Origin of the sequence: Streptomyces sp. NBRC 110028, from assembly GCF_001417735.1 — a bacterium.
Classification (GTDB): Bacteria; Actinomycetota; Actinomycetes; order Streptomycetales; family Streptomycetaceae; genus Streptomyces.
Genome location: NZ_BBUZ01000030.1, coordinates 62,162 through 83,415 on the forward strand (window position 1 = coordinate 62,162; position 21,254 = coordinate 83,415).

Sequence of the window (21,254 nt, forward strand, 5' to 3'; positions counted from 1 at the left end):
CACTTTTGTTGTGCGCGTGTTGTGCCCGGCCCGGCCCCCTTGAAACCGTGTCCTCATGCCAGCCGCACCACACTCCGCAACGCTCCTGCGCCTCGATGTCGCCGCCGTGCCCCTGGCGGTGGCCCGGGTCGCCTCGATCCTGGCGCATCGCCGGTTCGACGTGCTCACCATGGACGTCGCCGCGCCCGTCGACGGGCTGCGGAGGATCACCATCGAGGTGGACACGGCGGACGAGACCAGGGTGCGGCAGCTCGTCGATTTCCTGAACCGGTCGCTCGACGTCGTCAAGGTCGTCTGAGGGGCGGCTGCCGTATGCGTGAGGGTGCCGTCCCGGCGCGGACGGCACCCTCACGCATACGGCGGCTACGCCGTGGTGCTCATCTCGGCATCTCGGTGGCCGTGCCGTTCAGCGACCCCGGGCCGTGCCCGGTGCCGTTCACCGGGCCGGTGGCCCGGGCGGGGCGTTCCAGGATTCCGCGGTCGCCGGGCGGAGTGTCCGCGGCGGTGGCGCCGGGCGGCGGACCGGAGGCCTCGGTGCCGCTCTGCGAGCCGCCCTGACCGGCCCCGCCGTGCGTGGCCCCGTTCTGACCGCCGTTGGGGGAGGGGGCGGAACCGTTGATCTTGTCGATGGCCTGGCGGGCCTGTTCGCCGGGGGAGCGGGGCGCGGGCTGCGCCGAGGGGGCCGGCGTGGGCGCGGGCTGGTTCCGCTCCAGCTGGGGCGGCTTGGTGTGGGTCGCGCCCATGGCCTGGGTGCGCAGCCGGTGGCTGACCGCCTCGTCCAGGCTCACCGGCCGGTGCGTCTGGGCGGCCAGCCGCCCGGCCTCCTGACCCAGTGCGGACACCACGTCCCACGGCAGATGGAGCACCAGACGGACTTCGGCATCCCCGTCCGGAAGGGCTTGGATGGGAGGAGTGAACCGTTCACTCATGAGCTGGTCCTCCATAGGGTTCTTCGCGTCCGCGCCCCGCCTGCCAGGGCGCGTACAGAGCCATACGGACAACCGCCGCGCCCCGTTCACCGGAAGCCGGACGGATCGGGGCGCCGCGTCAGGTGCGCAGCAGGATCGTGACCGTCGCCAGGATCGCCGCGAGGACGAGCGCTGCCACACCGTAGCCGATCCGCTGCGACCGCAGGCCCGGAATGAGCGCGTCGACGGCGATCCGGCCCGACCCGGTCAGCGCGAGCCCGGCCGCGCAGACGCCGATGAGCAGCGGAAGCTCGAATCCACCGAAGAGTCCGAGTTTCCAGGTGGCGGCGACCGCGTTGGCCATCGTGCCCGCCACGGCGGCTCCGGCCAGCGGCGTGAGCAGCCCCACGGCGAGCCCCAGCCCGCCCAGGGTTTCGACGAGCCCCGCGCAGACGGCCATCGCCCGGGGTGCCGGGTAGCCGAAGTGGGCGAATTCCACCGCGGTCCGGGAGATCCCGAGCCCGTCCCACCAGCCGAACAGATGCTGCGCCCCTCGCGCGGCGACGATCAGCCCGACCCCGAGCCGCACCACCAGCAGGCCGACGTCATGGGCGCGCAGGACGCCCGGCGCGCTCCTGGGGGAGGCGTGGACGGGCGTACCCATCGGGGGAGTGTTCTCGTCGCCGTAGTACGACATGGCGCCCTCGTCGGGTCGGGGTTCGGTGCGCGGCCACCGAGCCGGATAAGGGATATGGGCCTTATATTCACTTTGCCGTCATCACGCCATGGCTTCAATCGGTGCGCTCACCGGAGGCGCGTCAGGCCGCGGCGCGCCCCGGCGGCGAGCGGCAGGGCGGTGGCCAGACAGCTCACACCGGCCAGGGTCAGGGACGTCCCGGGGGCGGGAGCGCACAGGGCCACACCGAGACCGGCCGCGGTCGTGATGGCCGTCTTGGTCACGCCGGACGCCTCGCCCGCCAGCTCCGGGCCCGCGGCCGCCTGGGTGGCGATGAGCGTCAGCGCACCGGCCACCCCGAGCGCGGCCCCGCAGCCCGTGGCCACCAGCACATAGCCCGTCAGCGAGGTCGCCGCCTGCGCCGCGCACAGCCCCGCCCCGCCCAGGCCCAGACATCCGGCCATCGCCCCGACCGCCCTCGCCGGACCGATCCGCCCGGCCAGCGGACCGGCCACGGACATCGCCACGGCGGGGGCGAGGAAGGCCGCCCCGGCGGCCGCCGCCGACAGCCGCCACGGCCCCTGCAGTGACATCGGCACCACGAAGAGGAACACCACGGTCGCGGCATTGGCCACCGCGCCCGCCGCCGTGAGCGCCACGAAGGGCCGGTTGCGCAGGAGGGCCGGGCTCACCAGCGGGCTCGGTGCCGCCCGTTCGCACCGCAGAAAGACCATGAACAGGCCGGCGGCCAGGGTCAGGGCGGCGGCCGTACGGCCCGACGCCCAGCCCCACACCGGCCCGCGGCCGATGCCCGCCGCGAGCGCCGTCACCGCCGCGGTCGCCGCGACCAGGCCCCTCCCGTCCACCGGGCGCGGCGTGCCGGAGTCCCGGGGCTCCGCCGCCCGCGCCGCGCAGCCCGCCGCGAGCGCGGCGACCGGCACATTGAGCCAGAACACCGCACGCCAGGACACGGCCTCGGTCAGCACCCCGCCCACGAACGGGCCGCACGCCGTCGCGACACCCCCGACGCCCATCGCCCACCCCAGGGCCCGCCCGCGCAGCGCGGGCGGATAGGTGTGCGTCAGCAGGGCGAGCCCCACCGGCATGGCCAGCGCGCCGCCCGCTCCCTGGACGACCCGGGCGCCCACCAGCACCGGCAGCGAGGGGCTGAGCGCGCACACCAGCGAGGCGCCCCCGAACACGGCGAGGCCCGCCGTCAGCAGCGCGCGCCGCCCCAGCACATCGCCCAGCCGCCCGGCGCCCAGCATCAGCGAGGCCGCCGCCAGCAGATAGCCGCTGACCACCCACGACAGCCCGCCGCCGGTCCCCAGATCCCGGCCGATCCGGGGCAGCGCCGGGTTCAGCGCGAAGGCGTCCAGCTGGACGCAGAACATGGCCAGCGACACGGCGGCCAGCGCCGGGCGCCGTACGGAAGCAGCGCTCCGTACCGTCATCGGTAACTCCTCATCAGCACCACGGAAGGGGGACGGGACAGGGGCTGATGAAAGAAGTGAGAACTCGACGGGAGGTGAGGGGAACGGGCGGACGGGTCACGCCCGGGGGAACGGCGGCTTCAGCGGCGGGGCGGCAGCCGGTGCAGCTCCACGGCGGTCAGCCGCCCGGCCTCGATCGTGGCCGTCAGATACGTACAGTACGGCTGCCGGCGCCGGTCGGTGGGGGAGCCGGGGTTGAGCAGCCGGAGCCGCCCGTCGGCCGATGTGGAGTCCCACGGGATGTGGCTGTGGCCGAACACCAGCACGTCCAGCTCCGGGAACCGCTCCGCGCAGCGCCGCTCACGCCCTTGGGCCGCGCCTGTCTCGTGCACCACCCCGAGGCGCAGCCCGCCCAGCTCCGCGTACGCCACCTCCGGCAGCCGCGACCGCAGTTCGGGCCCGTCGTTGTTGCCGTACACGCCGATCAGCCGGTGCGAGCGCGCCTCCAGCAGATCGAGGGTGGCGGTGTCGACCCAGTCGCCCGCGTGGATGACCACATCGGCGCGGGCCACCTGGTCCAGCAGCTCCCTGGGCAGTTCCTTGGCCCGGCGAGGGAGATGGGTGTCCGACATCAGCAGGAGACGCACGCGTCGACCGTACCGTGTGGATCGGCGTCCATTGACCGTCGCACAGGGAGAGAATGTGACCGAGCGCCCGCCGCTTCCGCCGTTCACCCGGGAAACCGCGATCCAGAAGGTCCGTCAGGCGGAGGACGCCTGGAATTCCCGCGACCCCGAAAGGGCGGCCCTGGCCTGCTCCGTCGACTCCCGGGGTCTGAGCGATCCGGGGTTGTGAGCCGCCCGATGACATAAATAATGTGCCAAGCGGACGATCGGAAGAGGGTGACGGTGTGACGGCGCGAGCGGGCGGGACGGCTGAGACGGCGAAGGACCGGTATCCGCGTCCGGTGGTGTCGGCCGCGGAGGCGGAGTGGGTCTGGCGGCTGCTGTCGGTGCAGGCCCTGGAGAACGGGGCGAAGCCGGAGACGGTGCGGCTCGCGGTGATCGTGGGCCTGGCCCGGGCCAGCGGCGCCCGCTACGGCGGTCTGCTGCGCTGCACCATGTCCTCGCTCGACCTGGACGCGGGATGGGTGACCATCGAACACGGCAAGCACCGGATCCCCCGGCGGCACGGTCTGGACGCGGGGACGATCCTGGTCCTGCGCCGCTGGCTGCTGGTGCGCGAGGAACTGTGCACCGAACTGGAGGGATCCGTCCCGGACGCGCTGCTGCTCACGGTGCACCACACCCATGACAACGGGGTGACCGTCGCCGCCGGGCTGCCCATCACCCGGCAGGGGCTGGTGCTCTCGTGGCGCCGCTTCGTCCACCGTACGAACGCCCGGTACGCCGCGCGCCGTCCGCCGCTGCCGACCCGCTTCGAACAGGTCCGCCGGGTCTGGGACACCTGATGCCGCTGGTGGGGGGCGGGGCCACGGCGGACCCCGCCCCCACCGGCCCGTTCACGCCGCGGGAGCCTCGTCCCTGGCCGCCGCCGTGACCGAGAAGCGCGCCCGCGCCGTCGCACCGTTCACGGTCACCGTGAGGGTCGCCGTACCCGGGCGCAGCGCGGTGATCTTGCCGGTCGCCGGGTCGAACGCGGCGACATAGCGGGCCGGGGGCCGGGCGTGGGTCACGTCGCCGACGTAGACGCGCGGCGAACCGGTCCAGTCCGCGCTGAGCGGCCAGCCGACCGGCACCGTGCGGGCATCGAAGCCCTCGCCCTGGATCACCGACGCCGTGACGTCCGCGTCCTGCCCGGTGCGCACCTCGGCCGGCGCGGTGACCGTCAGCCCGTCCACATGGGCCCGGGTCTGCACCGACACCCAGTCGGGCCCGCCCCTCCACGGGGCGTGGCGCGCCGCCGCCCGCTGCCGGGGCGAGACGGGATCGACGCCCACCATCGACCAGCCGGTGAAGCCGCCCCGCGCGGCCGGAGTGGCCGGGTTCTTGCCCGCGTTGCCGTTGATCAGATACGGGACGCCGTCCACCCGCGAGGCGTGGAAGGTGCCCACATGGCCGCCGATGAACGCGGCGCCCTTGCCCGTCGTACGGCGGAAGTCGGCCAGCCAGTTCTCCAGCAGCGCGGCCTCCTTGCGGTCGCCGAGCCGACTGCCCTGCTGCGGGGTGGGATCACGCGGCGGGACGTGCTCGATCACCATGACCGAGCCGATGGCGGGATCGGCGGCGGCCGCGTCCAGCCGCTCGCGCAACTCCTTGATCTGGTCGAAGCCGCCGCCCCGGAGCCGCAGACTCGATGTGTCGAGGGTGATGAAGCGGGTGCCCCGGTGGTCGAACGCGCGGTGCGCGGGGCCGAATTCGGCCGTGAAGTTCTCGATCGAGCCGCCCATCACCTCGTGGTTGCCCGGTACGTAGGTCCAGGGCACGTCATCGCCCAGCTCCTCCGTCAGCACCCGGCGGGCGAAAGCGAGATCGGCGGGTGACCCCTCGTCGACCAGGTCGCCGTTGATGACCAGGAAGTCGGGCTTCGCCGCCTTGATCTCGCGCAGGGTGCGGCGGGCCCGGGCCACGATCGGACTGTCCGGGGCGCGGGCCACGAACTGGGCGTCCGACATCACCGCGAACCGCCAGTCCCGGCCCTCGGTGCGCGCGGCCGTGGCGATGAGCGGATCGGGGCGTACGTCCTCCTTCGGCAGATCGACGGCGGGCGGCACCCGCGCGGTGAGGTCGTCGAGGGTGACACCGCCGGTGTACTGGCGGCCGGCGGCCGTCTCCGCGAGGTAGAAGCGGCTCACCTTCAGCGGATACGCGATCCCGGCCGGAACCTCGAAGTCGACATGTCGCCAGCCGGTCCAGGTGATGTACGGGCCGCGCAGCAACTGGTCCGAGCCCGCGGCGTCCTTGAGGTGGAGGGTGGGCCACGCCCCCTTGCCGTCGCCCTTGATCCACAGGCCGAACGACTGCGGCTGGCCGTCCACCGCGATCGGCTCCGGCGGGGTGACATAGGCGGCGCGGGTGGCGGTGGACTGGCCGAAGTCGTAGGTCAGCTCCAGTCCGGTGCCGCTGCGGCCGTCGGGCGTGGCCCGCGCCGAGCCGGAGGCGCGGGCCTGGCTGAACGTCCACCGCCCGGCGTCGTCGAAGGACGCCTCCGGCTGGTCGGTCAGGCCCACGGTGACGGCGAGCACGGTGACGGCGCCGCCGACCGCGACCTCGACCTGCCCCGCGGCCCGGTCGCCGCGGGCCTTGACGGTGAAGTTCCCGGTCGCCGGTTCCGGGGCGATGTCGAACAGCGCGTGGTCGTAACTCAGCCGGACGTCGGACGGCTCGATGGGTGCGCTGGTGCCGTGCGCGTCCAGGCCGACGATCCCGAAACGGCCGGTGGCCCCGGCGCCGGCGAGCCCGATCAGCCGGCTGGTGGGCCGGATCCGGTCCAGCTCGTCCAGCACGCTCAGCCGGAGCGAGCCACGGGCGGTCCCGCGCCGGGCGACGACCGCCGTGCCGCCGCCGTGGCGCGCGGTGAACGTACCGTCGGCGCCGACCCGGCCGACCCGGGGGTCGGCCGTCTGCCAGTGCGGCGCGCCCTCGGCCGGGCCGTAGGTCTCGTCGTAGCCCGCGGCGGTGAGACGGCGGGTCAGCCCCGGGAACACCCGCTCCGGGTGGCCGCCCCGGACCGGATCGACGGTGGGCGCGTCGGCCGCGCCGGTCGCCGTCTCCACCCAGAAGCCCCGGAGCCGGCCGCTGCCGTCGGGGGCGGTGAAGGCGAGCCCGTTGGGCACGGGCCGCTCGCTGCCGTCGGACGGGCTGTTCTCCACCCGGCCCGTGTCGCTGCCGGGTTCGCGCGCCAGAAGCGTGGAGGAGCCGCCCCCGTCGAGGTTGAGCGCGCTGTAGGAGCCCGCGTCCTTCATCATCCGGCCCAGCTCGGTCAGGGTGACCCCGCCGCTGTCCGCCTGCCGTCCGTCCACGGTGAGGACCTGCATCGTCCGCCCGTCCCGGGAGAAGCCGACGGCGGTGCGCGGCGCCGCGGTGTTGTTGCCCTCGCCCTCGTGGCCGACCGGTGCGCCGTCCACGACGAGGAGTTCACGGCCGCTGACCGCCGTGCGCGGGGTGTCGCCGCTGTCGGTACGGGGCCGGTACTCCCACGACACCGCGTCCCCGACCGCCAGCCGGCCGAGGGCGTCCGCCCCGGCGTCGCGGCCGACCAGCACGGTGGCCCCCTCCGGGATCGCCCCCTTGCCGGGCGCTGTGGCCGCCGCGGTGACCTTGCCGTCCGCGACCGTGACCTCGGCGGCGCGCCGCGCCCCGTCCACGGTCTGCGCCCGGTCCGCCTCGCCCCACCGGGCGTTGTACGCGCCGATGCCGCCCGCCGGGACGTCGGCGGCGTTGATCGCCGCGAGCGGACGCCGACCGTCCGGGAGGGTCAGCGTGCCGTCGAAGTACAGCTGGAGGATGCGCCCCGCGGCGTCCGGACCGATGCCGACCGCGTTGCCGGAGCCGGACGCGGCGGAGTTGACGATGCGGCCGTCGCCGATGCCCGTGCCCTCGGGGGCGCCGGTCTGGTTGATGTCGAAGAAGTCGCCGTTGATCGCGGCGACCGTGCGGCGCCCCGGCCCGGCGTCGTGTTCCTGGGCCAGTTGGGAGACGGGCTCGCGCCGGGAGACCTTGTCCGGGTGCAGATAGTCGACCTTCGTCGCGCCGGTGAGGTCCACCGACAGCGCGTCGGCGCGCAGCCACTTGTCCGACTCCAGCCGGTCGTACGAGGTCAGCCGCACCCCCGGGGCCACCGGCCGCGACGAGCCGGCGGTCCGGATGCCGTCGCCGTCGGCGATCGACCGCGCGCCGGGAGCGGGGTTGACGGCGGCCGGCGGGGCGACCGGCCGCAGCATCTCCGACGAGGAGCGGGGGAGGGGTTCGGGCGCCGGGGCCGGGGTGCCCTCGGCGGCGGCCTGGTCTACGGCACCCAGCACGAGGGCACAGGCGGCGGCCAGCGCCGCCACGGGTCTGGTGAACGCGACAGGGGGCATGGCAACTCCATGGGGCCATGGGACGCGCGTGGTTCCCACGCACAGCGCCCCAGCATCGCCATGGAGGTGACGGCGCGCCAGAAGGCGTGGGCGACATCATGGAGAACAAACGCCGTTCGGCCGCCGCCGATGGGGGCGCGTCAGGGCAGGGACACCCCGTCCACGTACACCCACGCGCCCCCTTCACGGGTGAAGCGGCTGTTCTCGTGCTGCTCGCCCGTGCGCCCACCGTCCACGTAGTGCGCGCGGAACTCCACCGTGCCCGTCGAATGGAACGCGCTGCCGTCCGTCGTCCCGAGGATCTCCAGCCGCACCCACCGCGGCCCCGGGTCGAGTTCGAGCCGGGGCGGCCGGGTCGTCGAGTGCCAGCTGCGGAGCAGATACGCCTCGTCCCCTACCGCGAAGGCGCTGTACCGGGACCGCATCAGCTGCTCGGCCGTGGCCGCCCCGGCCTCCCCCCGGTGCAGGCGGCCGCAGCAGTCGGCGTACGGCGCGGGCAGTCCGCAGGGGCAGGTCACGGGGGCGGTACGGCGCGTGCGTCGGGACATGGACCCATTGTGACGTCCTCGGCGGAGCCCTCGGCGACGGCCCGGGCTCAGGCGGCGGACATCCGCAGGGGTTCGACCCGCTTGATGACCAGGCCGTAGGTGAGGGCGCCGACCACGCACAGCGCGCCGGACAGCATCAGCGGGGCGACGAACGAGTGGTTGAAGAAGCCCAGCAGCAGTCCGGTGGTGGTCGAGCCGAGCACACCGGCCAGGTTGGACGCGAAGTTCTGGATGCCGCCGAGCGAGGCCACATGGCGCGGGGTGGGCGCGACGTCGGCGGGCAGGCTGGCCACCGAGGCGGCGGAGAAGGCGAGGCTGGCGTAGCTGACGGACAGCAGCGTCAGGGCCCACATGGCGCTGGGGACGAGCACGGCGAAGGCGATGACGGAGGAGAAGAGCATTCCGCACACCAGGCAGGTCTTACGGGCCCGGGTCACCGACCAGCCGCGGCGCAGCAGGGTGTCGCTGGTCCAGCCGCCGAGCAGACTGCCGCCGATGGCGACGACGCCGGGCAGGGCGCCGTAGAAGCCGAGCTTCAGCAGGTCGAAGCCGCGGGCGTCGACGAGGTAGCTGGGGAACCAGGTGATGAAGAAGTAGATGACGTAGTTGAGGCAGAAGAAGCCGATCATCATGCCCCAGACCGTGCGATACCGGAACAGATCCCGCCAGCGCACCGCGGGCTCTTCCGGCGCCGTGTCCTCGGGCCCCTCGGCCGTGTCCTCGGCGGAGGCCTCCTCCAGCCGGGCGCCGCCCGCCGCGACGTAGGCGCGCTCCTCGGCGCTGATCCCGCCGGCCGCCGAGGGCTCCCGGTACGCCTTCAGCCACAGCGCGACCCACAGCAGGGCGACCGCGCCGGTGACCCAGAACGCCATCCGCCAGCCCTGCCAGGCGATCAGCGCGGTCACCACCGGGGCGGCGACCGCGGTACCGGCCCGGGCGCCGTTGTCCCAGACGCTGTTGGCCAGCGCCCGTTCGCGGACCGGGAACCAGCGGGAGACGGACTTGGCGCACGAGGGGTACGCCGGTGCCTCGCCCGCGCCGAGCGCCAGCCGCGCGACGAGCAGGCTGCCGATGCCCCGGACGAATCCGGTGGCGATGGTGACCACCGACCAGATCAGCCCGCCGATCGCGAGCATCTTCTTCTCGCCGTACCGGTCGATCAGCGCCCCGGCGGGCAGCTGGCCCAGCGCGTAGGTCACGAAGAACATGCTGAGGATGACGCCCTGCCACTCGGGGCCGATGTGCAGGTCATCGGTCATGTAGGGCAGGGAGATGGAGATGGTGGCGCGGTCGACGTAGTTGACGGTCATGCCGAGGAAGCAGAGGAAGACCATCAGCCAGCGGGTGTTGTGCCGCAGGCCGCGCGGGCGCGGTGGCGCGGTGGCGGACTCGTCCTGGGACGGCGGGCCGGTGGGGGTGGTGGCGACTCTGGGGGTCTTCAAGGCGGCTCTCCTTTGAAGGTCCTTCGAAGGGGTGGTACGTGAGGTCAGCGCGTCCGGGCGCCGGAGGGCAGCTCCGCCGCCACGGAGGCGATCAGGGAGGTGTCGTCCGCCAGGTCCCCGGCGCCCAGCAGGCTCAGCAGACGGCGGAGGGCGTCGCGCGGGGGCCGGGCGTCCCAGGCCCGGCGCAGCGCTTCGGCCTCGGGGTCGTCCAGGGGGCCGTCGCGGGTGACGCGGGCCCAGGCGGCGAGGGCCGAGACCAGTTCCGGGGTGTCCCGTCCGGCGGCGCGCAACTCGCGCAGCGGGGCCAGCCACCGTTCGGGGATCTTGCAAGATCCGTCCATGGCGATCTGCCGGATCCGGTGGTGCATGGCGGGGTTGGCGAAGCGGACGACGAGGCTGTCGATGTACCCGGCCAGGTCCAGGCCCTCGGCCGGCGGCAGGCTCTGCGCCGCCTCCGCGCAGTAGGCGCGCACGGCCGCCTCGCCCCAGGGCGTGGCGAGGACGTCGGCCACGGTCTCGCAGCCCTCGGCGAGGCCGCGGTAGGCCAGAGCCGAGTGCGCGCCGTTGAGCAGCCGGAGCTTGGCGGACTGGTACGGGGCCACATCGGCGACGAACCGGGCGCCCGCCTCCTCCCAGCGCGGGCGGTCGGTGGCGAAGATGTCCTGCAGCACCCACTGGGTGAACGGTTCGCCGGTCACCGCGCCCTCGTCCGCCACGCCGAGCGCACGGGCCGCGGTCTCGCGGTCGGCGTCGGTGGTGGCGGGCACGATGCGGTCGACGACGGTGGCGGGGAAGGCCACCGAACCGGTCATCCAGTCCAGGAGGCGATCGCGCTCGTCCCACGCGCTCGCCGCCACGAAGTCCCGTACCAGCCGCCGCAGGACCGCGCCGTTGCCCGCCATGTTGTCGCAGGACACCACCGACAGCGGCGCACCGTTCGCCCGCAGCCGGGCGCGCAGCCCCGCGGCGAGCCGCCCGACGACGGTCGCGGGGGCGGCGCCTTCGAGGTCGGCCCGTACGAGCGGGTCCTCCAGCGCCAGACCGCCGCCGGCCGGGTCGCGCCGGTAGCCCTTCTCGGTGACGGTGAGGGTCACCACGGTGACGTCCGCCGAGGCCAGGAGCCCGATCAGCCGGGCGCTGTCGTCTGCGGCGTGCAGCACCTCGGTCACCGCGCCGACCACGCCGGTGGCCGGGCCCTCGGGCCGCCGCTCGGTGAACGAGTACAGCCCGTCCTGCGGGCGCAGCGCGTCCACCACCGCACGGCTGCGCTGGGTGACCCCGGCGATGCCCCATCCGCCGCCGTGCGCCGCCTCGGCGGTCTGGGTGGCGAGCGCCTGGTGGGCGCGGTGGAAGGCGCCGATGCCCAGGTGCACGATCCGCGGGCGCAGCGCGCGCGGATCGACCGGCGGGCGCAGGTCGGCCGGCACGGCGGGCAGGGTGGCCAGGGACAGCCGCTGTGTCGCGCTCACCAGTCGTGCACCGACCCGTCGGTACGGCGGCTCACCGGCAGGTACTTCGGGTCGTACGGGAAGCGGGCGGCCGCCTCCTCGTCCAGTTCGATGCCGAGGCCGGGTGCCTCGGAGGGGTGCAGCGCGCCGTCGCGCAGCTCGTACGTCGGCCGGAACACCTCATGGGTGAGCGGATCGTGCGCCATGTACTCCTGGATGCCGAAGTTGGGCACGGTGACGTCCAGATGGACGGCGGCGGCCATGCTCACCGGCGACAGGTCGGTGGCGCCGTGCGAACCGGTGCGCACCTGGTACAGCTCGGCGAGGTGGAAGATCCGCCGCAGATGGGTGATGCCACCGGCGTGCACGACCGAGGCGCGGATGTAGTCGATGAGCCGTTCGGTGATGAGCTGCTGGCAGTCCCAGATGGAGTTGAACACCTCGCCGACCGCGATCGGGGTGGTCGTCGACTGGCGGATCTGCCGGAAGGAGTCCTGGAGTTCGGCGGGGGTGGGGTCCTCCATCCAGAACAGCCGCAGGTCCTCCACGTCGCGGCCGAGCCGCCCCGCCTCGGTGGGGCTGAGCCGGTGGTGCACATCGTGCAGCAGGTGGAATCCGAATCCGAAGCGCTCGCGGACCGCCTCCAGATAGCGCGGCGCGAAGTCCAGGTACGCCTCGGTCGACCACGGCTGCTCCTCGGGGAGGGCGCCGGTGGCGGGCTCGTAGACCGTGGCGACCGTGCCGTGGCGGATGCCGTAGGTCCCGGGTGAACCGGGGACGGCCGCCTGGGCGCGGATCGCGCGGTAGCCCATCTCCTGGAACTGGGCGACGTCGTCCAGCAGCTCGGGGATGTCGCCGCCGCTGGCGTGGCCGTAGACCATGGCCCCGTCGCGGGCCTTGCCGCCCAGCAGGTCGTACACCGGCATCCCGGCGACCTTGCCCTTGATGTCCCACAGCGCGGTGTCGACCGCCGAGATCGCGGTCATGGTCACCGGGCCGCGGCGCCAGTACGCCCCTTTGTAGAGGTACTGCCACATGTCCTCGATGCGGGCGGGGTCGCGGCCGATCAGCAGCGGTACGAGATGGTCCTCCAGATAGGAGGCGACCGCCAGCTCGCGCCCGTTGAGCGTCGCGTCACCGAGACCGGTCACACCGTCGGACGTGGTCACCTTCAGGGTCACGAAGTTGCGACCGGGAGAGGTGACGATGACCGTCGCCTCCGTGATCGTGGCCATGCGTGTCTGCTCCTCACTGCGCCGGCTCCGGGGTGGAGCCCGGGCTGCTGGTCGGCTACCATACAAGTACGTCAGCGAGTTCGGTCAAGGGTTCGGAAGGGGTCGGATGGCATCGGCGGAGGGACTGAACGCGGCACGCTCCCGGGGGCGCAACACCCGGCAGCTCGTCCACGAGGTGCTGCGCGCGCGCATCGTCGGCCTGGAGCTGGCCCCCGGCTCGGCCGTATCGGAGAACGACCTCGCGGCCGAGCTGGGGGTCAGCCGCACCCCGGTCCGCGAGAGCCTGATCCTCCTCGCCGACGAGGGGCTGGTCGACATCTATCCGCAGATGGGGACGTTCATCTCGCGCATCCGTGAGCGCGATGTGGCCTCCGCCCAGTTCATCCGGGAGGCCCTGGAGTGCGCGGCGCTGCGCGACGCCGTCGGCAGGGCCACCACGCGCGACGTGGCGGAGCTGCGGGTGCTGCTCATCGCGCAGGAGGAAGCCGACGCGCGGTCCGACATGGCGGGCTTCTTCCAGCTGGACGAGCAGTTCCACCAGCGGTTGATGGCGGTGAGCGGACACGGCTCGGCATGGCCGGTGGTCAGCCAGGCCAAGGCCCAGCTGGACCGGGCCCGCCGTCTCTCGCTGCCCATGACCCAGCAGATGTCGCTGCTCATCGGCCAGCACCGGGAGGTGGTCGACCTGCTGGAGGGGGGCGATCTGGAGCGGGCCGACGGGGCGCTGCGCTCGCATCTGCGGCTGGTCTTCAGCGATGTGGAGAAGATCCGCGCCAAGCACCCGGAGCTGTTCAGCGACCAGGACGCCCCGCTCAAACCGCGCCGCGACAGCGCCCGGCGCGCCGCCGCCCGCGAGGACTGAGCGCATGACAGCGGGGCGGGCCCGTGGTGGGCCCGCCCCGTGACCTGCTCGTATCAGCGCTTGGTCTTGATCCTCATGAACGTGACCGAGTCCGCCGGGAAGGTGTACGTGAAGGTGTTCGCCACCCCGTCCAGCTTCGACCGGACCGGTGTGACCGGCTGCTCGGAAGCGGTGTTGACCGCGTCCGGCGCGCCCTGGAGCGTGGTCAGCCGCGCCGTCCGCGCCACCGTGCCCCCGCCCAGGTCGATACGGGTGCGGGCGGCCGCGCTCTGTGCGTTGACGACCTTGACGATCAGCTCACCGGTGGCCTTGTCCCGCGTCACCACGTGGCGGAACGGCTCGGCCACCTTGTCGTCGGTGAAGCCGCCCCACTTCTTGCCGTCCAGGTACCGCGTCACCTGACGGCCGCGCACCTCGACGCGGGCGTCGTAGGCGCGCCCGGTCTCGATCTTCGTGCCGTCCTCGGTCATCGTCTGCTTGGCCCCGCCGACGGCCTTCTCCACGGCGGAGCGGGTGTTGCCCCAGCCGCCGAGGTTCCACCAGGAGTAGTTGCCGGTGTCCTTGACCCCGAAGGCGATGAGGAAGCCCTCCTTGCCGGACTTCTTCGTCGCCTTCACCCGCAGGTCGTAGTCGCGCCACGCCTTGTCGCCCGCCGTGACCATGGGGTTCTCGGCGGCGGTGTCGGACTGGACGTACGCACCGTCCCGGACCGTCCACGAGCCGGTGCCGGTGCCGGTGGCCTTGGTCCACTGCCCGTCATCGCCCGAGAAGTCGTCGCTGAGCAGCGTCGAACCGTCCGCGGCGGTCACCTTGACGTCGTCGTACGCCGCGCTCGTGGCCCACGTCGACAGGCCCACCGCGCCGCTGATCGGCTCGTTCGGGGCGGGGGTGGCGGACGCCCTGCTCGGCACCACCTCGTCACCGACGTTGTTCATGAACAGCTTCTGCGACTCGTAACTGGTCGAGCCCCAGGAGGAGGAGTTGTCGAACCAGATCATGTCGGGCCGCCACTGCACCGCGTTCTCGTTCGCCAGCAGCGGCGCGTACGACGCCAGCTCGACCACGTCGGCGTTGCGCTCCAGGCCCGTCATGTACGCCGCTTCGGTGAGCGAGTTGTACCACTTGTTGTCCTGCGAGGCGTACTCACCGAGGAACACCTTCGGGCCCGAGCGGTCGTAGGTGTCGTAGCGCTGGTTGTTCTCCAGGAACCACTGCGGGCTGTTGTAGTAGTGCTCGTCGACCATGTCGACGCCCGCCGCCCGGTTCAGCGCCCAGGCGCGGTCGAAGGTCTGCCCGCTGTCGTCGGGACAGAGACCGGAGAAGATGCCGGCGAGATCCTCGGTGGCGCGGAATTCCTCCCCGACGAGGGTCGCGGCGTTGGTGTACTCCAGCACGTATTCGCGGAAGTCCAGCTCGTTGGACAGGACGTGGTTGATGACGCCGCCGAGGAAGCCGATGTCGGAGCCCGCCCGGATCGGTACGTGCAGATCGGCCAGCGCGCTGGTGCGGGTGAAGCGCGGATCCACGTGGATGACCTTGGCGCCCCGGGCCTTGGCCTCCATCACCCACTGGAAACCCACGGGATGGGCCTCGGCGAAGTTGGAGCCCTCGATGACGATGCAGTCGCAGTGCTGCAGGTCCTGCAGAAAGGTGGTGGCGCCGCCGCGGCCGAAGGAGGTGCCGAGCCCGGCGACGGTGGAGCTGTGGCAGACCCGGGCCTGGTTCTCCACCTGGACCACACCGAGGGCCGTGAACCGCTTCTTGATGAGGTAGTTCTCCTCGTTGTCCAAGGTGGCGCCGCCGAGGCTGGCCGGCCCCAGGGTGCGGTTGACGCGGATGCCGTCCTGCTCCCACTGCCAGGTTTCGCGGCGGGTGCGGATGACCCGTTCGGTGACCATGTCCAGCGCGGTGTCCAGGTCCAGCGGCTCCCAATCCGTGCCGTACGGACGGCGGTAGAGCACCTGGTGGCGGCGGGACTCACCGGTGGTCAGCTGGAGGTGGCCGACCCCTTGGGCACAACCGGCCACGGCTGATGGGTGAGTCGGGGTCGCCCTCGATCTGCACCACCCGGCCGTCCTTGACGTACACGTTCTGGGCGCAGCCCACCGCGCAGTAGGGGCACACCGACTTCACCACCCGGTCCGCGGTGGCGGTGCGGGGCCGCAGCTCACGGGTGGCGGCCGAGGCGGCGGCGGCTCCGCGGCCGAGCGGATCGGTTCCGGTCAGCTGCCGGTAGACGGGCCACTCCTGGACCCAGGTACGCACGCCCATCGCCTGTCCTTCCCACCGCCCGGACCCACTGGCATGGCCGGGTACGGCGCATGGGTTCCCGTCGCGACGGTTTTCACGCCCCGCCTGCCGCCGAGATGCGTCCGCTACGCGACCCGAAGGTGGGAGAGAAGATCATCGGCCGCCGGGTAGGGGCGCTCCTCGGGCAGACGCCCGGCCGCCGCGTCGAGGTCTCCCGCCCGGACGAGGGCATGGACCTCGCGGGCCAGCGGCGTGACATCGGTGATGGACACCGTCCACTCGTCCGCGTACCGGCGGGCCGCCTCGCCCGCCAGGCCGAGCTGGAGGGAGCGGTACGGCAGCGGCCGCAGGTGGAGGTCGCGTTCCGGGTCCCACTGGACCCGGGTGGGGGACCGGTGCAGCCGGCGCTTCCAGGCCGCCTGGTCGGGGTGGAGGCCGCGTACGTAATGGGAGAGGCAGGCGTTGCGCAGCGCCCAGACGAAGCCCTCGTGGGTGATCTCGACGGCCAGGACCGTCTCCTGGCCCTCCTTCAGCCCCCAGCCGCAGCGGTACATCATCCACAGGAACGACGGTTTGATCCAGGTCATCCGGTCCCGCTTCCAGGCGGCGGGGAACCGGCCGTCGCGGGCCGCGGGCAGGCCGATGTGCGGGCCGTACGCCTGGTAGACGGTGACCGTGGTGGAGGTGTGCTGTGCGCGGATCTGGTGTGACGGGTGTTCCATGACCAGCAAGCGTGGCGGGGCGGGCGGTGTCCGGCCACCGGATTTCCCGGCGGGCGTGCCTGGCCGGCCGACGGCGGCCGCACCACCCTACGGTCGTCAGCGACTGTGTACGGTGGGCCCCATGTCCGACGCGTCGCGCCACCCCGAGCCGTTCCGCCACCCGGTTCCGTGCCCGGCCGTCGTCGGGGTGGACGCCTGCCGCTCCGGCTGGGTCGCGGTGACCCTGCGCGGTGGCGCGTTCGCCGGTGCCGAGACGGCCGGCGGGCTGAGCGATCTGCTGGCCCGGGTGGGGGACGTGGCCGTGGTCGCGGTCGACATGCCGCTGGGGCTGCCGCGGTCCGGGCGGCGCCGTGCGGAGGAGCTGGCCGCCGAGCGGCTGGGGGCGCACCGCTCGCGGGTCTTCCCGGTGCCGCCGCGGGAGGTCTGGGAGCAGCCCGGCTACGACGCGGCGAACGCCTGCTGCCGCCGGCTGACCGGCGCCGGGCTGAGCCGCCAGTCGTGGGGGCTGGCGGCGAAGCTGCGCGAGGCCAACGCCTGCCGGGACGGTGGCGACCACCGGCTCCACGAGGTCCATCCCGAGGTCTCCTTCGCCGCCATGCGGGATGACGCGCCGGTCGCCTGGAGCAAGAAGGGCTGGAACGGCCAGGCCGTACGCCGCCGTCTGCTCGAAGGCCAGGGCATCGTCCTGCCCGACGACCTCGGCCCGGCCGGGCGGGTGCCGTCCGACGATGTGCTGGACGCCGCGGCGGCGGCCTGGAGCGCACACCGCGTCGCGCTCGGCACGGCCATGAGCCTGCCCGCCCCGCCCGAGGTGTCCGACACGGGGCTTCCCATCGCCATCTGGTACTGACCACGCCCTCGGTGAAAGACGGCGGGAGGCCGCCCGAGCCGTGCCTCGGGCGACCCCCCTTTCCCCCACCCCCGGAAATGGTCCTCAGGCACCGATGCCGTACGGGCGCAGATGGTCCAGCGGGTCGACGTCCGACCCGTAGCGCGAGGTGGTGCGCACCTCGAAGTGCAGATGCGGACCGGTGGTGTTGCCGGTGTTGCCGGACCGGGCGATCCGGCGGCCCGCCTCGACGGTCTGCCCGCTGCGCACCGTCAGCGCCGACAGGTGCGCGTACTGGGTGTACAGCCCCTCGGCGTGGCGGATGATCACCTGGCAGCCGAAGGCACCGGCCCAGCCCGCGGCCACCACGGTGCCCGGGGCGACCGCGTGCACCGGGGTCCCGACGGGCACCGCGTAGTCCACGCCGGTGTGGTGGCCGCTCGCCCAGCGCGGGCCGCGCACCCCGTACGCCGCCGTGATCGGGCCGCTGACCGGCGCCACGAGCCGATGGGCCGCGGACTTCCGCGCGGCGGACCGCCGGGCGGTGTGGCGGGCGGCGGCGGCCGCGCGCTGGGCGGCGGCCCGGTGGGGCTGCCGCGTGACCGGGCGGGCCTTGCCCGAGGCCAGGGTGAGCCGCTGTCCCGGGTGGATCAGGTCCGGATTGGCGCCGATGGTCCGGCGGTTGGCGTGGTACAGCGCCTTCCAGCCGCCGCTGACGGAGCCGCGGGTCGCGATGCCGGACAACGTGTCGCCGCCGCGCACCGTGTACGACCCGGACCCGGCCGCTCGCCGGGGGCTGTGTTTACCGGATGGCTTGACCGTGCGCTTCGGCTGGTGCTTGGCGGGCGGCTTGGCGCTGCGCGTGGCGCCGCGGTTCGCCGCCCCGGCGGCGGGCGGGCCGGACCGGGACAGCCGGCCACGCACCGAGCAGACCGGCCAGGCGCCCGGGCCCTGGGCGCGGAGCACCGCCTCGGCCACGGCGATCTGCTGGCCCTTGGTGGCGAGGTCGGCCCGCTGGGCGTACCGGGTGCCGCCGTACGCGGCCCAGGTGTGCTGCGAGAACTGCAGCCCGCCGTAGTAGCCGTTGCCCGTGTTGATGCGCCAGTTGCCGCCGCTCTCACATGCGGCGACCTTGTCCCAGCTGCCGACCGGGGCCGCCTGGGCGGCCCCGGCGTTGAGGAACGGCAGGACGATACCGACGCTGCCCACGGTCAGGACCGCGCACAGCGGGGAGACCCGGCTGGGCGATGCGGGGCGGCGGTGACTTCCTCGTACGGCCATGAGGCTGGTTCCTCTCCACAACGGCTCTCGACGTCGCCCCCGGAGGTCCCGGCGGGCTGTACGAGTACCGCAGCCGGGGGCGGCCGGTCACAAGGCGCAGGGGTGGTCACGGGCCGCCGCGCGCTCCCGGGATCCGCCCCCCGGTCGGGTGACGCTCCATCAGCTGTGCGAGGCAAGGCGCGTGGAGGGCCGGGGGGCGCACGGACAGGCCCGGGGCTGACGGGACGGCCGGGGCACGCGGCCCGAGATCACTTTCCGCCGCCTGCCGCGTGCGGACCCCCGGCGGCGGAAAATGATTCGTCGGGCGGCCCCCCCGATGGGACGTCGCTTTTCCGGCGGATCGGTTTCCTGTTGGGCCAACGGCCGATCATCTTCGCGAGGGCGGCCGAATTCCGTGCCGGGGAGCGTCGGTTCGGCCCGGACCGGTCCATGGGCGGTCCAATGCGGGGGAGCGCGGCCGTTGGGCGCGCCGGGCGGATCTTGTGGTGCGGTAATGCGCCCGCCACCGGGCCAAGATCGGTTTCTTGGCGGTACGGGGGGCCGGACGAGGAACAGCGCGTACCGGCCCGGGTCCATCACCGGGCCCGGCGAAAGCGGTGAAGGGCGGGAGAAGGGATATGGAGGCAGGGCCGATGAAGCCGGCGAAGAGGGGAGGACGGCAATACGGGAGGAGAACGGCGGTCGCGGCGAACCCGGGACCAGGCCCCGCTGCCGGGGTGCCGGGACGGCCGCGGGGGAGGGGCCCGTGGACATCGGCCTCGACGTCGTCCTGGGAGCCGGCCCGGACATCGACCGGGCACCGCGGCTGCCCATCGGCGCGGGATACGGTACGCGGCGGCCGAAGAACCCCCGGCCGTAACGGCCCAGGCACTCGCCCGGCTTTGCTCCGGCCGGTTCCGGTGCCGGACAACCCGACACTTCACAAGCGGACTTGACGCGACCCTTGCCGAATCTCCCGCCGCTCATCGCCTCCCGGACGGCCCGCGTACCGCTCCGGTTCTCCGAAAAGCGAGCTGTCCCGAGGCGCCCGGGAACTGGCGGAGAATCACGCGGCCTCTGTATAGCGGGAAGCGCGCGGACAGGCATACCATTGTCTTACATCGACTTCATCACGGTAGATCGCTCGCAGGAGCGGTTCCGAATAGTCACCTCTTGGCCCCGGATCGCCAGGAGCCCCCGCGACGCCGACGCCGTCATTTCCGTACGGCATCGCCCGCCGCGTCGGGGGAATCGGTCGCGCGGCGGTCCGTAACCCAGGATGTGCGGCGCGCCTACGGCGTGTGCGGGTCGTCACCGCCCGTGCGCCGTCGGCCTTCTGGCGTATCCGCCGCTGGTCCATGCCGCTGGACGTCCGGCCGGGGGCGCACGCCGCCGCGGGGCGTGCCCTCGGACGCCGGTCGGCCCCCTCGGCCCTCGGCCCCAGGCGCCGCTGGTTCTCGGGCGTCAGTCCGCGACGACGAGCCGTCCGTCCTCGCGGCCGATCCAGTAGCGGCGCAGCACGTCGAGCATCACGGACACCTCGCAGGCGGTGATGCCGGGGAGCGCGGCCAGGTCGTGGGTGAGGAAGGCGGCCAGCCCCTCCTCGTCGCGGAACACCCCGTGGTGGATCACCGATGAGGTGCCCGCGACGATCGACACGTACCGTGCGGAGGGATGCCGGGCGAGGGCATCGGCCACCTGCTGGATGGCTCCGGGGGCCGCGTGCAGTTCGACCACCACCTCCAGTGCGTACCCCAGCAGCGCGGGCTCGATTTCCACTCGGGGCCGTACGAGCCCGCGCCGCAGGAGCGACTGGGTGAGCCGGTAGGCGGTGGAGCGGTTGATGCCGAGCGCGCGGGCCACTTCGGCGGCGCTGGCCCGCCCGTCGTGGCGCAGCAGTTCGACCGCGCCCAGCTCCTCGGCGCTGAAGCCGGCCGCGGTGGCGGGTTCGTCCAGCGGATCGGCCACCTCGCCCAGCGCCCGCAACTGGTCCTCGCCGAGCCTGCGCAACCGCCAGGAGTCGGACTTGGCCGAGGCCCGCAGCACCAGTTCGGTGTGGGCCGACCGGACGCCGGGGACGGTCGGGATCCGGTGCATCAGCAGCTCCCGCGCCCCGGTGCGGCGCGTGGCGTGCAGGGAACAGTAGACGTCGGCGCGTCCCGTGGTCGTCGCCACGAACGGGATCTCGGGTAGTTCGGCGAGCCGGCGGGCCACCTGCCGTGCCTGCCCCGGGACGGTCGCCACCCAGATGTGCATGGGGTTGCCCTCGGCCAGCATCGGCCATTCCACCTGCCCGATCACCCGCAGCAGCCGCTCGTCCGCGAGCCGGGCGAGCCGCCGGCCGACCGTGCTGGCCGAGCTGCCGAGCACATCGGCGAGCGCGCTGAGCGGGGCCCGCGGGGCCATCTGGAGGGCGGCCACCAGGTCGAGGTCCGCGTCGTCCAGGGGAGAGGTCTCGGACATGGGCCGACTCTATCGTGCGATTGGTGCGCTATCGGTGAATCATTCTTGCGTTACAAGTCTTTTACTTGCCTCATTCCGCCAGAGCCCTCTCTAATGGGCGACCACGCTTGCGTCATCTGACGAAGGAAGTGCGGCCG

Annotated in this window: 17 protein-coding genes and 2 pseudogenes; 5 read left to right on the plus strand and 14 right to left on the minus strand. The window is 73.3% G+C overall.

Going from position 1 to position 21,254, the window contains the following annotated elements:
• The first annotated feature begins 55 nt into the window (after positions 1–55).
• A complete protein-coding gene (locus ASC60_RS22180) occupies positions 56–298 on the plus strand; it encodes an ACT domain-containing protein (protein WP_055553675.1) in 243 nt (80 codons plus the stop codon).
• Between the two features lie 79 nt (positions 299–377).
• On the opposite strand, the gene ASC60_RS22185 is transcribed toward ASC60_RS22180, so the two are convergent.
• The 4 genes from ASC60_RS22185 to ASC60_RS22200 all read right to left on the minus strand — a co-directional run bounded on the left by ASC60_RS22185 (position 378) and on the right by ASC60_RS22200 (position 3,664).
• The gene (locus ASC60_RS22185) at positions 378–929 is read right to left on the minus strand and encodes a hypothetical protein (RefSeq protein ID WP_055553962.1); all 552 of its coding nucleotides are present in this window, start codon (positions 927–929) and stop codon (positions 378–380) included.
• A 118-nt stretch (positions 930–1,047) separates the two neighbouring features.
• On the minus strand, positions 1,048–1,605 hold the full coding sequence (locus tag ASC60_RS22190) for a DoxX family protein (protein WP_234357074.1): 558 nt from the start codon (positions 1,603–1,605) through the stop codon (positions 1,048–1,050).
• Positions 1,606–1,712: 107 nt separating this feature from the next.
• A complete protein-coding gene (locus ASC60_RS22195) occupies positions 1,713–3,038 on the minus strand; it encodes an MFS transporter (protein ID WP_063787184.1) in 1,326 nt (441 codons plus the stop codon).
• A 119-nt stretch (positions 3,039–3,157) separates the two neighbouring features.
• Positions 3,158–3,664: a metallophosphoesterase gene (locus tag ASC60_RS22200; RefSeq protein WP_055553677.1), complete on the minus strand. Its 507-nt coding sequence runs from the start codon at positions 3,662–3,664 to the stop codon at positions 3,158–3,160.
• A gap of 55 nt (positions 3,665–3,719) precedes the next feature.
• Here ASC60_RS22200 and ASC60_RS39510 point away from each other — a divergent pair.
• Positions 3,720–3,845 (plus strand): annotated as a pseudogene (locus ASC60_RS39510) (DUF1348 family protein); the annotation flags it as partial.
• Positions 3,846–3,927: 82 nt separating this feature from the next.
• On the plus strand, positions 3,928–4,488 hold the full coding sequence (locus ASC60_RS22205) for a tyrosine-type recombinase/integrase (RefSeq protein WP_055553680.1): 561 nt from the start codon (positions 3,928–3,930) through the stop codon (positions 4,486–4,488).
• 51 nt (positions 4,489–4,539) lie between these two features.
• Here the strand turns inward: ASC60_RS22205 and ASC60_RS22210 are convergent, their stop codons facing one another.
• The 5 genes from ASC60_RS22210 to manD form a co-directional block, all read right to left on the minus strand.
• On the minus strand, positions 4,540–8,058 hold the full coding sequence (locus ASC60_RS22210) for a phosphodiester glycosidase family protein (RefSeq protein WP_055553682.1): 3,519 nt from the start codon (positions 8,056–8,058) through the stop codon (positions 4,540–4,542).
• 140 nt (positions 8,059–8,198) lie between these two features.
• A complete protein-coding gene (locus tag ASC60_RS22215; protein ID WP_055553683.1) occupies positions 8,199–8,606 on the minus strand; it encodes a YchJ family protein in 408 nt (135 codons plus the stop codon).
• Between the two features lie 47 nt (positions 8,607–8,653).
• The gene (locus ASC60_RS22220; protein WP_079038544.1) at positions 8,654–10,048 is read right to left on the minus strand and encodes an MFS transporter; all 1,395 of its coding nucleotides are present in this window, start codon (positions 10,046–10,048) and stop codon (positions 8,654–8,656) included.
• A gap of 44 nt (positions 10,049–10,092) precedes the next feature.
• Positions 10,093–11,517: a mannitol dehydrogenase family protein gene (locus ASC60_RS22225; RefSeq protein ID WP_055553685.1), complete on the minus strand. Its 1,425-nt coding sequence runs from the start codon at positions 11,515–11,517 to the stop codon at positions 10,093–10,095.
• Positions 11,514–12,731, minus strand: coding sequence for a D-mannonate dehydratase ManD (gene manD / locus ASC60_RS22230; protein ID WP_055553687.1), 1,218 nt, complete (start codon positions 12,729–12,731; stop codon positions 11,514–11,516). The genes ASC60_RS22225 and manD overlap by 4 nt, the downstream gene beginning before the upstream one ends.
• Before the next feature lie 106 nt (positions 12,732–12,837).
• Between manD and ASC60_RS22235 the strand changes: the two genes are divergently transcribed.
• Positions 12,838–13,593 (plus strand): GntR family transcriptional regulator, encoded by a 756-nt coding sequence (locus tag ASC60_RS22235; RefSeq protein ID WP_055553688.1) that lies wholly within the window; start codon positions 12,838–12,840, stop codon positions 13,591–13,593.
• Positions 13,594–13,646: 53 nt separating this feature from the next.
• On the opposite strand, the gene ASC60_RS42290 is transcribed toward ASC60_RS22235, so the two are convergent.
• The 3 genes and pseudogenes from ASC60_RS42290 to ASC60_RS22250 form a co-directional block, all read right to left on the minus strand.
• Positions 13,647–14,837: an alpha-L-arabinofuranosidase C-terminal domain-containing protein gene (locus tag ASC60_RS42290; protein ID WP_267892817.1), complete on the minus strand. Its 1,191-nt coding sequence runs from the start codon at positions 14,835–14,837 to the stop codon at positions 13,647–13,649.
• A gap of 66 nt (positions 14,838–14,903) precedes the next feature.
• Positions 14,904–15,864 (minus strand): annotated as a pseudogene (locus ASC60_RS42295) (molybdopterin-dependent oxidoreductase); the annotation flags it as partial.
• 104 nt (positions 15,865–15,968) lie between these two features.
• Positions 15,969–16,565, minus strand: a complete 597-nt coding sequence (locus tag ASC60_RS22250; protein WP_055553967.1) for a DUF4291 domain-containing protein — start codon at positions 16,563–16,565, stop codon at positions 15,969–15,971.
• Positions 16,566–16,686: 121 nt separating this feature from the next.
• On the opposite strand from ASC60_RS22250, the gene ASC60_RS22255 reads away from it, so the two are divergent.
• Entirely contained in the window at positions 16,687–17,415 is a 729-nt protein-coding gene (locus ASC60_RS22255) for a DUF429 domain-containing protein (RefSeq protein ID WP_055553690.1), read from the plus strand.
• Between the two features lie 84 nt (positions 17,416–17,499).
• Here the strand turns inward: ASC60_RS22255 and ASC60_RS22260 are convergent, their stop codons facing one another.
• On the minus strand, positions 17,500–18,675 hold the full coding sequence (locus ASC60_RS22260) for a transglycosylase family protein (RefSeq protein ID WP_055553692.1): 1,176 nt from the start codon (positions 18,673–18,675) through the stop codon (positions 17,500–17,502).
• A gap of 1,443 nt (positions 18,676–20,118) precedes the next feature.
• Entirely contained in the window at positions 20,119–21,117 is a 999-nt protein-coding gene (locus tag ASC60_RS22265) for an Lrp/AsnC family transcriptional regulator (RefSeq protein ID WP_055553694.1), read from the minus strand.
• Between the last annotated feature and the right edge of the window lie 137 nt (positions 21,118–21,254).

What these genes read in the sequence shown, in the direction of transcription:
- ASC60_RS22180 (WP_055553675.1), top strand. Translation starts at nt 56, where the DNA reads ATGCCAGCCGCACCACACTCCGCAACGCTCCTGCGCCTCGATGTCGCC.
- ASC60_RS22185 (WP_055553962.1), bottom strand. Translation starts at nt 929, where the DNA reads ATGAGTGAACGGTTCACTCCTCCCATCCAAGCCCTTCCGGACGGGGAT.
- ASC60_RS22190 (WP_234357074.1), bottom strand. Translation starts at nt 1,605, where the DNA reads ATGTCGTACTACGGCGACGAGAACACTCCCCCGATGGGTACGCCCGTC.
- ASC60_RS22195 (WP_063787184.1), bottom strand. Translation starts at nt 3,038, where the DNA reads ATGACGGTACGGAGCGCTGCTTCCGTACGGCGCCCGGCGCTGGCCGCC.
- ASC60_RS22210 (WP_055553682.1), bottom strand. Translation starts at nt 8,058, where the DNA reads ATGCCCCCTGTCGCGTTCACCAGACCCGTGGCGGCGCTGGCCGCCGCC.
- ASC60_RS22215 (WP_055553683.1), bottom strand. Translation starts at nt 8,606, where the DNA reads ATGTCCCGACGCACGCGCCGTACCGCCCCCGTGACCTGCCCCTGCGGA.
- manD (WP_055553687.1), bottom strand. Translation starts at nt 12,731, where the DNA reads ATGGCCACGATCACGGAGGCGACGGTCATCGTCACCTCTCCCGGTCGC.
- ASC60_RS22235 (WP_055553688.1), top strand. Translation starts at nt 12,838, where the DNA reads ATGGCATCGGCGGAGGGACTGAACGCGGCACGCTCCCGGGGGCGCAAC.
- ASC60_RS42290 (WP_267892817.1), bottom strand. Translation starts at nt 14,837, where the DNA reads ATGGTCGACGAGCACTACTACAACAGCCCGCAGTGGTTCCTGGAGAAC.
- ASC60_RS22250 (WP_055553967.1), bottom strand. Translation starts at nt 16,565, where the DNA reads ATGGAACACCCGTCACACCAGATCCGCGCACAGCACACCTCCACCACG.
- ASC60_RS22255 (WP_055553690.1), top strand. Translation starts at nt 16,687, where the DNA reads ATGTCCGACGCGTCGCGCCACCCCGAGCCGTTCCGCCACCCGGTTCCG.
- ASC60_RS22260 (WP_055553692.1), bottom strand. Translation starts at nt 18,675, where the DNA reads ATGGCCGTACGAGGAAGTCACCGCCGCCCCGCATCGCCCAGCCGGGTC.
- ASC60_RS22265 (WP_055553694.1), bottom strand. Translation starts at nt 21,117, where the DNA reads ATGTCCGAGACCTCTCCCCTGGACGACGCGGACCTCGACCTGGTGGCC.